Annotated in this window: 10 protein-coding genes; 2 read left to right on the plus strand and 8 right to left on the minus strand. The window is 54.6% G+C overall.

The features are described 5' to 3' along the window. Positions 1-93 precede the first annotated feature (93 nt). On the plus strand, positions 94-1,548 hold the full coding sequence (locus BJF95_RS18075; RefSeq protein WP_075640815.1) for a cobyric acid synthase: 1,455 nt from the start codon (positions 94-96) through the stop codon (positions 1,546-1,548). Here BJF95_RS18075 and BJF95_RS18080 read toward each other — a convergent pair. The 7 genes from BJF95_RS18080 to gltA all read right to left on the minus strand — a co-directional run bounded on the left by BJF95_RS18080 (position 1,533) and on the right by gltA (position 9,304). Further along, complete coding sequence (locus BJF95_RS18080; RefSeq protein WP_075640816.1) at positions 1,533-2,240, minus strand: phosphatase PAP2 family protein; 708 nt, start codon at positions 2,238-2,240, stop codon at positions 1,533-1,535. The two genes, BJF95_RS18075 and BJF95_RS18080, sit on opposite strands and share 16 nt — an antisense overlap. A gap of 75 nt (positions 2,241-2,315) precedes the next feature. Then, positions 2,316-3,533 (minus strand): molybdopterin molybdotransferase MoeA, encoded by a 1,218-nt coding sequence (locus BJF95_RS18085; protein WP_075640817.1) that lies wholly within the window; start codon positions 3,531-3,533, stop codon positions 2,316-2,318. Then, entirely contained in the window at positions 3,533-4,018 is a 486-nt protein-coding gene (moaC, locus tag BJF95_RS18090; protein ID WP_075640818.1) for a cyclic pyranopterin monophosphate synthase MoaC, read from the minus strand. The genes BJF95_RS18085 and moaC overlap by 1 nt, the downstream gene beginning before the upstream one ends. Further along, the gene (gene trpC / locus BJF95_RS18095; protein ID WP_075640819.1) at positions 4,015-4,830 is read right to left on the minus strand and encodes an indole-3-glycerol phosphate synthase TrpC; all 816 of its coding nucleotides are present in this window, start codon (positions 4,828-4,830) and stop codon (positions 4,015-4,017) included. The genes moaC and trpC overlap by 4 nt, the downstream gene beginning before the upstream one ends. Continuing rightward, positions 4,827-5,849 (minus strand): anthranilate phosphoribosyltransferase, encoded by a 1,023-nt coding sequence (gene trpD / locus BJF95_RS18100; RefSeq protein ID WP_075640820.1) that lies wholly within the window; start codon positions 5,847-5,849, stop codon positions 4,827-4,829. The genes trpC and trpD overlap by 4 nt, the downstream gene beginning before the upstream one ends. A gap of 127 nt (positions 5,850-5,976) precedes the next feature. Continuing rightward, positions 5,977-7,866 (minus strand): peptidylprolyl isomerase, encoded by a 1,890-nt coding sequence (locus BJF95_RS18105; protein ID WP_075640821.1) that lies wholly within the window; start codon positions 7,864-7,866, stop codon positions 5,977-5,979. A gap of 148 nt (positions 7,867-8,014) precedes the next feature. Then, on the minus strand, positions 8,015-9,304 hold the full coding sequence (gene gltA, locus BJF95_RS18110; RefSeq protein ID WP_075640822.1) for a citrate synthase: 1,290 nt from the start codon (positions 9,302-9,304) through the stop codon (positions 8,015-8,017). A gap of 546 nt (positions 9,305-9,850) precedes the next feature. Here gltA and BJF95_RS18115 point away from each other — a divergent pair. Further along, positions 9,851-12,310 (plus strand): ComEC/Rec2 family competence protein, encoded by a 2,460-nt coding sequence (locus tag BJF95_RS18115; RefSeq protein ID WP_075640823.1) that lies wholly within the window; start codon positions 9,851-9,853, stop codon positions 12,308-12,310. On the opposite strand, the gene lexA is transcribed toward BJF95_RS18115, so the two are convergent. Continuing rightward, a complete protein-coding gene (lexA, locus tag BJF95_RS18120) occupies positions 12,291-13,010 on the minus strand; it encodes a transcriptional repressor LexA (RefSeq protein WP_075640824.1) in 720 nt (239 codons plus the stop codon). The two genes, BJF95_RS18115 and lexA, sit on opposite strands and share 20 nt — an antisense overlap. Positions 13,011-13,041 lie beyond the last annotated feature (31 nt).

Genomic DNA, 13,041 nt, shown 5'->3' on the forward strand with positions numbered 1-13,041 from the left:
ATAACAGTCTGAAAATACCTTGCGGAGTGCGCGTCCCCTCATGATTTTGCCAAAAACAAAATGCTCGTTTGAGCGAAGTCCGACGAGTGAAGCATGACGCGCACCGTGATGTTGCAAGGCACTGGCTCAGATGTGGGCAAAACCGTTCTGGTGGCCGGATTGTGCCGATTGGCGCGCTTAAAGGGCATGATGGTGCGACCCTTCAAGCCACAAAACATGTCCAACAATGCCGCTGTTTCTGAAGATGGCGGTGAGATTGGCCGGGCGCAATGGTTGCAAGCGCTGGCCTGCGGCGTCCCGTCTTCCGTGCATATGAATCCCGTGCTGTTAAAGCCGCAAAGTGAAGTGGGCAGTCAGATTATCGTGCAGGGAAAAGTCTTTGGTCAGGCCAAGGGGCGCGATTACCAAAGGTTGAAACCGCAGTTGCTGAGGTCGGTTCTGGAGAGCTTTGAGGAGGTCAAGGCTGGTGCTGATCTGGTGATTGTGGAAGGTGCCGGCTCGCCCGCCGAGATCAATTTGCGCGCGGGCGATATTGCCAATATGGGCTTTGCCACAAAGGCCAACGTGCCGGTGGTGCTGGTGGGAGATATTGATCGCGGCGGCGTTATTGCGTCGCTGGTTGGCACCCATGCTATTTTGCCAGCCGAAGATCTCGCCATGATTTCGGGCTATATTATCAATAAGTTCCGGGGTGACCAGAGCCTTTTTCGCGATGGAATTTCTGCGATCGATGGTTTTACCGGCTGGACCTGCTTTGGCGTTGTGCCGTGGCTGAAATCCGCAAGTCGGCTACCGTCTGAAGATTCTGTGGCGCTTGAGCGGCTGACCCGCAAGGCTGATGGTGCGTTAAAAATTGCCGTGCCTGTGCTGTCACGAATCGCCAATTTCGATGATTTTGACCCGCTCATATCGGAGCCATCGGTAGAGTTGTGTTATGTGCGTCCCGGCGAACGCTTGCCGACAGACGCATCCCTGGTCATTTTGCCGGGATCGAAATCCACCATTGGAGATCTGGAGGATTTGCGCAATAACGGCTGGGATCAGGATTTGCAGCTCCATCGCCGCCGTGGTGGACGCATCATGGGCATTTGCGGTGGCTATCAAATGTTGGGAAATTCCGTCTCCGATCCGCTTGGTCTTGAGGGGGAGCCGCGTCAGGTGCCAGGTCTGGGCCTGTTGGATGTTGAGACTGAAATGGCACCGGAGAAAACAGTGCGCAACAGCCGCGCCCATGCGCTGGATTATGATGTGGAGCTGAGTGGTTATGAAATTCATCTGGGCCGCACAACGGGACCAGATTGCCAACGCCCCGTCTTGAGAATTCAAGGCCGCAACGACGGTGCCACATCCGTTGACGGTCGAGTGATGGGCACTTACCTGCACGGGCTCTTTGCCAATGATGCTTACCGAGCCGCGTTATTGCGCAGCTTTGGGCTGCAAGATACCACGGAAAATTATCGCGACAGTGTCGAGCGGGCGCTGGATGATGTCGCGATGGAGCTTGAAACGGTTCTTGATCGTGACTGGATCGATCAGTTGATGGGTTGATGTTGGTCGCGTTTGCGGCCCGCCAAAGCATCGGCGATCATCCATGTGGCGAGCGCCCAGGCACCACCGATTGTCCATCCGGCCAGAATATCGGTGGGCCAGTGAACACCCAGAAACACCCGACTTAGGCCAATCGCTACGGTCAGGAAGACCCCAACTGAGACAATGAAGATGCGCAAACGCCGGTTGGGTTGCGCACGCGCCAGCATCGCGCCCAGGGTCAGATAGGTAATCGCCGACATCATCGCGTGGCCGCTGGGAAAGCTCATGGTTTGTACTTCCACCAGATGCGGTACCACATCGGGTCTTGCCCGCGAAAACAGGAGCTTCAAGCTACCCTCGGCAATTGCACCCAGCGAGATAGCAAGGGCCAAAACCAAGGCATTGCGGGTTTTGCCAGCCACCAGCAGATAAAGCACGCTGAGCGATGTCAGCATCGTAATGACAGTGAAACCGCCAAGGCTGGTGATGTCGCGAAAGGCCAGAGCCAGCCAGGGCGGACCAATCATCTGCGACGGATCACCAGTAACGCGAAGCGCCAGCAAAACTGCCTTATCAAACGCATGGGTATCTTGCTCAAACACCTCATCCGCTATCGTTATAAACAGCAAAACGAGGCCAACCAGCACTGTCAGGCTGGCAAGAAGGCGCGGCTCAATTCTATCGCGGACAATGGCTGGCAGAAATTTCAAATTCTATCTCCTTGTTCTTTCAGGAGATAGGAATTGCTGGCACGGCAACAAGAGCAAGCCATTATTATTTCGACATCAAACCCGCAGCAGCAAAGCTGGGCATTCTTGCCCAACAGTCAACTCCGGCGCAAATGGCGGGCGAACAATCAGTGCATCGGCATTGGCCAACACATTCATCATTGATGAATCCTGCTTGCCAAACGGTGTCGCAACGAGGAAGCCATCCGGCTGGCTCTCTAGGCGTGCGCGAAGATAGTCCTGCCGTTGATCATTGGCGGCAAGCGGGGCGTTGGTTTTCACGCTCACGCGCCGCTTGGGAAGAGGCTGGCGGGCCAGATGGCAGAGCAAGGGTTCCAGAAACAACAGACTGCAAACCATGCTGGAAACAGGATTGCCGGGAAGGCCCAACACATGCATGCCACCAAGCCGCCCAACCATTAATGGCTTTCCGGGCCGCATGGCAATTTTCCAGAAATCCAGCACCATGCCAGCGGCGGTGAGGGCGGATTGCACCAGATCATGATCGCCAACCGATGCGCCGCCCGTGGTGACAAGCACGTCCGCACCCGCCATTTCAGCGCGCCGAACTGCAGCAACAATTGCGTCATGCTGGTCTGGCACCAGCCCAAGATCCAGCACGTCTGCGCCCAAATCATCGCAAAGTGCATGCAATGCAAAGCTGTTGGAGGCAATGATCTGGTTAGGGCCGGGCGTGGTGCCGGGCAAAACCAGCTCATCTCCGGTCGCCAACAGTGCCACAAGTGGCTTTTTATAGACGTTGACGGTTGCGTTATTGGTTGCCGCTGCGAGCATCAGTCGGGTGTAATCCAGCCGTGTTCCTGCTGGCAGCAGTGCATCACCTAAGTAAAAATCCTGCCCTTTTGGCCGAATATGTCGCCCTTTCGAGACTGAAAATGCGGTGCGGATACGGGTACCATCAGCAAGCTTTTCAGCGTCTTCCTGTAGCAAAATGCAATCAGCACCGGCGGGCACGGGTGCTCCGGTGAAAATCCGCACACATTCACCCGCTTTGAGTGTCCCATCGAAGCCATGGCCTGCGGCTGAGACACCGATCACAGTGAGTTCTGTGCCAACGCTTAACGCATCCTCTGCCCGCAGCGCATAACCATCCATGGCCGATGCATCAAACGGCGGCTGGGTGAGGTGAGCATGAAGGGTGTCACTCAAAATACGGCTTTTTGCCAGAGCCAGCCGCAGCGTTTCCACGCGCGCAATGGGGGTTGCTGTGTTCAACAGCCGCGCTTGCGCCTCTTCCACCGGCAGCAATGCCATCAAAACGTCTCCGGAAAATGAAAATCGCCGGATTTTCCGCCGGTCTTTTTCGCAACATGAATGCCGCCAATTTCCATGGTCTTGTCCGCAGCCTTGGCCATGTCGTAAATGGTCAAACATGCGACCGACACCGCCGTCAATGCTTCCATTTCCACGCCGGTTTTGCCTGTCAGCTTCACCGTTGCTGTTACCCGCAAGCCGGGGAGTGTTTCGTCTTCGACAATGTCGACGCTGACCTTGCTCAGCATCAGAGGGTGGCACAGCGGAATGAGATCCGCTGTGCGTTTGGCAGCCATAATGCCAGCCAAACGCGCTGTACCGATAACGTCGCCCTTTTTGGCATTGCCCTCGCGGATCAAAACCAACGTGCTTTGGGCCATTTTAACATGGCCCTCGGCAATAGCGGTGCGCACCGTTTCGGCTTTGTCGCCGACATCGACCATATGTGCCTCGCCAGAGGCACCGATATGGGTCAGGCCGCTCATTCTGCGGCTATGCTGTTGCTGGAGCCAGTCAAAAGCGCGCGGGTGGCTGATGCCACATCATCCTTGCGCATCAGACTTTCACCCACGAGGAAGGTGGAGATGTTGACAGCCTGCAAGCGTTGGCAATCGGCATGGGTGAAAATTCCGCTTTCGCCAACCAAAAGCCGGTCTGCTGGAACCATGGAAGAAAGCCTCTCGCTCACAGCAAGATCAACCTCAAATGTGCGCAGATTGCGATTGTTGATACCAACCAGCGGGGAGGTGAGCTTCAATGCGCGCTCCAGCTCCGCTTCGTCATGCACTTCAATCAGCACATCCATGCCAAGGGCCAGCGCCTGACCTTCCAAATCCGCAGCTTCCGCATCATTGAGGGATGCCATGATCAGCAAGATGCAATCGGCACCCCAGGCGCGCGCTTCGAAAACCTGATAGGCATCAAACATGAAGTCCTTGCGCAAAGCCGGAAGCGCGCAAGCATCTCTGGCCGCCACAAGAAACTCCGGTGCGCCTTGAAAACTCGGAGCATCCGTGAGCACGGACAGGCACGCAGCACCACCTGTCTCATAGGCCTTCGCCAGGGCTGGCGGGTCAAAATCGGGGCGGATCAACCCTTTCGATGGACTGGCCTTTTTAATCTCTGCAATCAAGCCAAACTGGCCATTGGCTTGCCGGGTTTTGAGAGCGTTATAAAAACCGCGTGCAGGCGGCTGATCTGCCGCTTTGGCCTTGATGTCGGCGATGGAAATAGCGGCCTTGGCCGCCGCGATTTCTTCGCGCTTGTAGGCTTCGATCTTGGTGAGAATGTCGCTCATACCTCAGAACCTCCGTTGGAAACGGAAATCAGCTTATCAAGTGTCCGAAGGGCAGAACCACTGTCCAGAGATTGCGAGCCGATCTCCATGCCTTCATGAAGCGTTTTAGCCCGGCCTGAAATCACCAGAGCAGCGGCCGCATTGCAAAGAGAAACATCACGATAGGGGTTTTTCGCGCCATTCAAAACTGCGCGCAAAGCGGCGGCGTTATATTCTCCATCGCCGCCCTTGAGCTTGTCCAGATCCACCTGTTCGACGCCAAAGTCAGCAGGCGTGAGATCAAATGTCCTGATTGCGCCATTTTCGAGCGCGGCCACCTTTGTCACGCCGGTGGTGGTAATTTCATCCAGGCCATTGCCATGAACCACCCAGACACTTTCCGAACCGAGGTCTTTCAAGGTTTCGGCCAGCGGCTCCACCCATTCCGGTGCGTAGACGCCAAGCAATTGTTTCTTGACGCCCGCCGGATTGGCCAGTGGCCCCAGCAGATTGAAAATTGTGCGCGTGCCAAGCTCGACACGCGCAGCGCCCACATGGCGCATGGCAGCATGATGCATCTGTGCAAACATGAAGCCTATTCCGGCTTGCTCGATGCAGCGGCCAATCGTTTCGGGATCGATATCGAGCTTGACCCCAAGCGCTGTCAAACTGTCAGCAGCACCCGATTTTGAGCTGAGTGCCTTGTTGCCATGCTTGGCAACCGGCACGCCTGTGCCTGCAACAATGATGGCGGCAAGCGTCGAAATATTATACGTGCCAGTGCCATCGCCGCCGGTGCCAACAATATCGATGGCATTGGCAGGGGCCACCACCGGCAGCATTTTTTGGCGCATAACAGAAACGGCCCCGGCAATTTCGGGCACTGTTTCACCGCGCATGCGAAGAGCAATCAGAAAACCGCCAATTTGTGCAGGCGTCGCCTCACCAGACATCAAGATTTCGAAGGCCGCAGACGCTTCGTCACGGCTGAGCGACTGCTCGTTGGCAACTTTGGCTATGAATGGTTTCAGCCCGTTCATAATGGATCGCTCTCCAAAGGCATGGGATCAGGCTTTACATGCAAGGGTGCGCGCAAAGCCCGCCTAATTTCTCATGTATCAATCCGGTTTTGCGTGAAAACCGGATTGATGGTCATCTTGTTCGAACTTAACGAACCATGGCCTGTTGAGCCAGCGCCTGATTGATGGTGACGCCATATTTCGTCTGGAGTTCCCCAACCATCTGATCCAGAATGTCGTCGCCAGCGGCATTGGCAAGTGCAGTGATCTGCTTGTCCTGCTGGTCCGGCACATCGCCAGTGGGCTGGGTTTCAATATCCGTGACTTTCAAAAGGATCTGGGTCAGCGGATCTGCACCAACAGCCGAGCCAACTGTGCCAACTGGTCCGCGGAATGCAGCTTGAACGGCGGCTGGGCCAAGCACAGGATCATCCGCCTGGCGACGCAAACCGGTCTTGGTTTCAACCGCAATTCCCGTTTCTGAGGCAATATCCGACAGCTTTTCGCCATTTTCAATTTTTGTTTTCAGGGCTTCGGCCTTCGCACCCAACGCCTGCTTTTGCTGCTCAACGGTCCAATCCGCAATGGCTTTCGCTTTCACTTCATCCAGTGTTCTGTCACGCGGCGCATCAACCGATGAGACATCAAACCAAACGTAGCCGCTGCGACCCAAATTGAGCGGCAGAGGATCGGCTCCGACTTCCGTTTCAAATACGGTTTTCAGAAGCTGAGCCTTTTCGGGGAGACCATCGACTGCCTTGCCGGCTTTATCATCACCCTGGGCATCAATGCCCGCAATCTTGACAGCATGCAGACCAACCTTGGTGGCGGCTTCTTCCAGGCTCGAACCCGAGGCGCGAAGATCTTCGAAACGGTCATGCACATCATTGATCTGTGCGGCGGCCGCAGTTGATGCGAGGTCTTCACGAATCTGCGTCTTTACCTCATCCAGTGACTTGGTGTGGCTTGGCTTGATATTGGTGACGCGCAAAATGACCGGACCAAATGAGCCATCAACAACGGGCGTGGTTTCCCCATCCTTTTCGATGGCAAACACGGCTTTGGCGATAACCGGATCAGGCAGGTCTGCCTGAGAAAAATCACCGAGCAACACGTCTGTTGCGGTTTTTCCCTGATCTGCCACCAATTGGTCAAATGTCTTGCCCGACTTCAATGCCTGTTCCGCTGCCTGCGCCAACTCCTTGGTCTGGAAGGTCAGCTGTTCAATGGTGCGCGTCCCCGCAACCTCGTAGCGCTTCAAGTTGGCTTCATATTCCTTTTTTACCTGTTCGTCGGTGATGGCCTTGGTGTCGGCAATGTCGGCAGGCTCCAGCTTGACATAGGAGAAGCTGCGATATTCCGGTGCACGGTAGCGGGACTTGACCGTATCAAACCAGGTTTTCAGGGTTGCATCATCCGGGGCCTTGATGGGTTCAATTGTCGCGGTCGTCAGCAGCAAATATTCGATCGAGCGGCTTTCCTGACGATAGAGCTTCAGCGCATCAACGAGAACTTTGGGGGCCACAAAACCTTCTGCCGTTGCATCGACAATCTGGCTGCGGACGGCAACTTTTGACCGCTCGGTGATGTAATCTTCCTCACGAATGCCGGAATTGCGCAGGCGCGATGAGAACAATTGCTTGTCGAACTGGCCATTGCTGTTCTTGAAGGCTGGGTCATCGCCAATCAATTGCGCAAGGCGATCTTTCGAAAGGCCAAGATCCATATTTGCCGCCAGTTGATCGAGGGCGGCACCGGCTGCCAACTGCGAATAGACCTGCTGCTCAATGCCAAGCGAGCGAGCCTGCTCTGTGGTGAGCTGCGTGCCAAAGCGACGGCTGAGGTCTGACATCTGGCGTCTGTAAGCCAGCTGGAAATCATTCACATTGACGCTCTGCTGGCCAACAGTGATGACTTTGTTAGATGTTGAGCCCACGAGCGAGCTTGAAATGCCCCAGACGCCGAAGGATGCGACAAGCAGAAGGAGAAGCCCTTTTACAAACCATGTACCGGCGGTTTTTCTCAGGAAAACGAGCATCAGAACGAGAACCTCATCATATTTCCTTCGCTGGATGCGAAGCAGTTGCCGTTCCTTAAAGCAAACTTATGGGAAATTGAAGCTCTCAGGTCATGAAAAAAGCCCGGCGCAAAACGCCGGGCTTTGAAAGCGCCATAGACAAGTGATTTTAACGATTGTCGACGGGAGCGTAATCGCGCTTTGGCGCGCCTGTGTAGAGCTGGCGAGGACGGCCAATGCGCTGCTGTGGATCTTCGATCATTTCATTCCACTGAGCAATCCAGCCGACGGTGCGGGCCAGAGCAAACAGCACGGTGAACATTTCGGTTGGGAAGCCGAGTGCGCTCAATGTGATGCCGGAGTAAAAATCGACGTTTGGATACAGCTTCTTTTCGATGAAGTAAGGATCGTTCAGAGCAATCTTTTCCAGCTCCAGCGCAACCTGCATCAACGGATTATCGCTATTGCCTGTAGCTTCCAGCACTTCATACATGGTTTTCTGCATGATTTTGGCGCGTGGATCGTAGTTTTTGTAAACACGATGACCGAAGCCCATCAGGCGGAACGGATCGTTCTTATCCTTGGCCTTGGCAATATATTCGGGGATGCGATCAACGGTGCCAATTTCTTTCAGCATGTTGAGGGCCGCTTCATTGGCACCGCCGTGAGCAGGGCCCCAGAGGCAGGCAATACCGGCAGCAATACATGCAAACGGATTGGCACCGGAAGAACCAGCGAGACGCACAGTCGATGTCGATGCATTCTGCTCATGATCGGCATGCAGAATGAAAATACGATCCATGGCGCGGGCCAGAACCGGATTGACCTTATACTCCTCGCAAGGCACGGCAAAGCACATGTGCAGGAAGTTGGAGGCGTAATCCAGATTGTTCTTCGGATAAACGAAAGGCTGACCGATGTGGTACTTGTGGGCCATAGCAGCGATGGTTGGCATTTTTGCAATCATGCGCAGGCTGGCCACCATCCGCTGATGCGGATCGGTAATGTCGGTTGAGTCGTGATAGAATGCAGACAGAGCACCAACGGTACCAACCATGACAGCCATTGGATGGGCGTCGCGGCGATAGCCGGTAAAGAAGCGCGACATCTGCTCATGAACCATGGTGTGATGGGTCACGCGATGGTCAAAATCAGCTTTTTGTGCAGCTGTTGGCAGTTCCCCGTAGAGGAGAAGGTAGCAAACTTCGAGGAAGTCGCCTTTTTCAGCCAATTGCTCGATAGGATAGCCGCGGTGCAGCAAAACGCCTTCATCACCATCGATATAGGTGATTTTGGATTCGCATGACGCCGTGGACGTAAATCCCGGGTCGTAAGTGAACTTGCCTGTGTGCTTGTAGAGAGCGGCGATGTCGATGACGTCCGGGCCAATCGTGCCGCTCTTGACGGTCAGTTCAACCGACTTGTCATCAATCTTCAAGTTTGCGCTTTGTTCCGTCATGCTGATCCTCCGGATAATAGGCGGGGAGGCGCGGCTTTCGCTTTGCCTCAGGTTAAGCGTTCTGGATTAGCTATATGATCCGAAGGTTAATGCCAAGCTATTGATGTGATAAAGTGTGCGCCGCAATATGCCGCAAACGCAAATCTCTCTTGCAATATGGTAAAGGCTTTTTTCGCCACTACCCACCACAGCTTTTGATTGATATTGTCTCGCATGTCTTGCAAATATCGTGTGTTTCAAGGTGTTCGGCTGTTTTATGGCCAATAGGGATGATGGTTTCGCTTTGCCAATTGAGGGGCTGATTACACCTCTGGTTGGCCTGAAAACGGGGTAGCGGCAGATTTGGCGCTGGACACGGACGAGTGGCAACAGATTAGCGAAACGCAAGCGCCAAGACCACGAGCGCGCCTAGCGCCATGGCCATTGCCAGCCAGATCGCCAACCCCATCACCGGTGCATGATCACCCGAGTTTTAACGACGCAAACGACTCAGATGTCTATCCAACATCGTCGCTGATTGTATCTCCCTGGCGGCGGTTCATCGCGATGGTGCGCACCTGCGCTGAGCAGGAATTGATCTATGGGCGCGCATTTCTGTTTTTGCCGGTTTTTCTGGGGCTTGGGGCGATATGGTGGTTTAGCCGCCCCTACGATTTGGCTGTCTCGCCGCTTGTTTTGATCTGCGGCGTTTGCACAATTCTTTGGACAAGAACGCGCTTTCGCCAGCCGGTGCTGGCCCGTACTTTGGGCATTGCTGCTTTGGCTGTGGCAGGCATGGTTTTGGCCGCTATCGAGACCAGCAGACTCGACACCATCATTCTGGATGGACCCGTCACCACGCTTGTGCGGGGCAGGGTGATTTCAGCAGAGATTAATGCCAGCGGTCATCAAAGATATGTGATCGCCCTTCTGGAAACGGCCAAACCTCAACTGAAGCGCATGCCCCAACAGGTCGCGTTGCTGGCCCGTGGCAAGCACACGGCATTCAAACCCGGTGATCTGATTGAAGGGCGGGCACGTTTGAGCCCGCCATCTGGTCCGGCTCTTCCGGGATTGAACGACTTTGCGCAAAGCTCCTACTTCACCGGCACAGGGGCGATTGGATATTTCTATCGCCCGCCAACGGCTTGGCACACGCAATCCTACCAGCAGACGGATCTTTGGAGTAAAAGTCTTCAGGCGTTCAGCGATACGACTCAGGAGGTGCGCAATGCGATCTCAGCGCGCATCCGGTTTTGGGTGCCCGGCGATGCCGGTGCCTTTGGTGTTGCCATTGTCACAGGTGAGCGTCGCGGTCTTTCCGATCAAGCCAATAATGATCTGCGTGTCTCGGGGCTTGCCCATATTATCTCTATCTCCGGTCTGCATATGGCGCTCGCGGGGGGACTTTTCTTTGTCGGAATCAGACGAACACTCAGCCTGGTGCCGGGACTTGCTGAAATATTGTCGGTCAAGAAAATCGCAGCCGCAGGCGCGATTGCGACAACCACCGGATATTTTCTCATCTCCGGTTATGAAATAGCGGCGCAACGGGCCTATTTGATGATGGTGATCATGCTGTCGGCCGCGTTTTTTGACCGGCCGGTTCTGAGTTTGCGCAATACCGCGCTCGCCGCAATTTTGGTGGTGGTGATTTCTCCATCGCAAGTGATGGGGCCAAGCCTGCAAATGTCATTTGCTGCGACTTTCGCGCTCATTGCTGGCTTTGATCTTTGGCGACAACGGCCGAGATTGCCCGCCATTTTGCCCCGTATTGCCATCTTAAAGCCGTTCATACCTCTGACCAAGCTGATTGGTGGCATCTTGATGACCTCGGCTTTGGGAGGATTTTCCACGGCAATGTTCTCGGCGGCGCACTTCCACCGGGTTGGTCTGCATGGCCTGGAGGCCAACCTTCTGGCCTCTCCCATTATCTCGATGATCGTCATGCCCTTTGCCATGATTGGCGTACTGCTTATGCCGCTTGGGCTGGAGGAATGGCCGTTGCGGCTCATGGGCTTCGGCCTCGACGGTGTGTTGGCCGTTGCAAGCCGCGTTGCGAGTTGGGGTGCCGGCTTTACGTTTGGACGATTCGAGTGGTGGTTTTTGCCAGTATCCTCCATCGGTTTGCTGGTTTTGACCCTACTGAAAACACGCCTGCGAACAATGGGCGCCTTGATCATTGCGTTTGCATGCGGCTATGAAGCCTTCAAACCACAACCGCCATTGCCGACGCTGACTGTTACCGAGGACGGGCAATTGGTGGGCATTTTGCGTGCCTCAAGCGCTCACTCCGTGACCATTGCCACCAATAAAAAACGCCCGCCGAGCTTCATCTATAACCAATGGGCCACAGCACTTGATATTTCAGAAACGATTGCGGCCGAAAATTTGCCCAAACTTGAAACTAAAAATCCTGAAACTGAAAACAAAACCCGCCCTGAAAAGCAGCAGGACAAAAAAGACAAAAAGCAGCGAATCGACCCTGCCGAGGCATTGAGCGCCATAGCTGCCGCACTTGATAAGGCCAAAGCCAGACGCGATGTTTTTTATTGTCGCACAGGTGGCTTCTGCGTGGCCGCACTCAGCAACGATTGGATTGTCACGCTTGTTCAGGACCGGGATTACAGCGCGGCTGCCTGCACGCTGGCTGATCTCATTGTCTCAACCCAGTCGCGCTTTTACGCCAAGTGCCCAGATCCATCGGCAATTCCATCGACAGTTCAAATGGCATCCACAAATCCAATGAAGTCCGCAAGCGAAAACGAGATCAATACAAGCGCCCCCGTGCTCATTGACCGAGATATGTTACGTCAAACGGGCGCCCTTGAACTCACGCTCGAAGAGCGATCAACCCGATCTTTAAAAATGGCAACAACGTTTCATGGTGAACAAAGACCTTGGACGCGCCACCGTTATTACGATTGGCGCACCAACGCTTATCTTTCTCCTCAAAGTCACGCACTTCAACCAGTCGTGCGTGATGATGAAGAGCAATCTGACGATTCTAGTGATAGCGACGAATGAGACCGACGAGTTTTCCCTGGATCTTCACCCGGTCAGGTCCAAAAATGCGCGTTTCATAGGCGGGATTGGCTGCTTCCAGTGCGATAGACGCACCGCGACGGCGAAAACGCTTCAATGTCGCTTCCTCATCATCCACCAGCGCAACAACAATGTCTCCGGCATTGGCCGTGGTGACATTGCGAATAATCACGGTGTCACCATCCAGAATGCCGGCCTCGATCATTGAATCACCTTTGACCTCCAGAGCATAATGCTCACCCGTTCCCAGCATTTCGGCCGGAACGGAGATGTCATGGGTGTTGTTTTGAATAGCCGAAATGGGCACACCTGCAGCAATGCGGCCCATAACAGGAATGGAGGCGGCGTTTTTCTGGTCATCAACCGATTTGGAAGAGGGCGACGGCACCGGCTGCGGCTTGCCAAGGCTGCCCTGAATGACGGAGGGTGAAAACCCGCTTTTGCGCGGCGGAATGCTGGTCATCATCGCTTCGGGGAGCTTGATCACCTCAAGTGCCCTTGCCCTGTTTGGCAGGCGCCGGATAAATCCGCGCTCTTCAAGGGCAGTGATCAGGCGGTGAATGCCTGACTTCGATGCAAGATCAAGCGCATCCTTCATTTCATCAAACGAGGGTGGCACGCCAGATTCCTTCATGCGTTCATGGATGAACAGCAAAAGCTCCTGTTGCTTACGAGTCAGCATCGTTTAAAACCCTCGAGAATGAGAAACAAAT

This window comes from Rhizobium oryziradicis, assembly GCF_001939045.1.
Classification (GTDB): domain Bacteria; phylum Pseudomonadota; class Alphaproteobacteria; order Rhizobiales; family Rhizobiaceae; genus Allorhizobium; species Allorhizobium oryziradicis.

Coding starts and splice junctions, on each gene's coding strand:
- BJF95_RS18075 (WP_075640815.1), top strand. CDS start 94: ATGACGCGCACCGTGATGTTGCAAGGCACTGGCTCAGATGTGGGCAAA.
- BJF95_RS18085 (WP_075640817.1), bottom strand. CDS start 3,533: ATGGCATTGCTGCCGGTGGAAGAGGCGCAAGCGCGGCTGTTGAACACA.
- moaC (WP_075640818.1), bottom strand. CDS start 4,018: ATGAGCGGCCTGACCCATATCGGTGCCTCTGGCGAGGCACATATGGTC.
- trpC (WP_075640819.1), bottom strand. CDS start 4,830: ATGAGCGACATTCTCACCAAGATCGAAGCCTACAAGCGCGAAGAAATC.
- trpD (WP_075640820.1), bottom strand. CDS start 5,849: ATGAACGGGCTGAAACCATTCATAGCCAAAGTTGCCAACGAGCAGTCG.
- BJF95_RS18105 (WP_075640821.1), bottom strand. CDS start 7,866: ATGCTCGTTTTCCTGAGAAAAACCGCCGGTACATGGTTTGTAAAAGGG.
- gltA (WP_075640822.1), bottom strand. CDS start 9,304: ATGACGGAACAAAGCGCAAACTTGAAGATTGATGACAAGTCGGTTGAA.
- BJF95_RS18115 (WP_075640823.1), top strand. CDS start 9,851: ATGGTGCGCACCTGCGCTGAGCAGGAATTGATCTATGGGCGCGCATTT.
- lexA (WP_075640824.1), bottom strand. CDS start 13,010: ATGCTGACTCGTAAGCAACAGGAGCTTTTGCTGTTCATCCATGAACGC.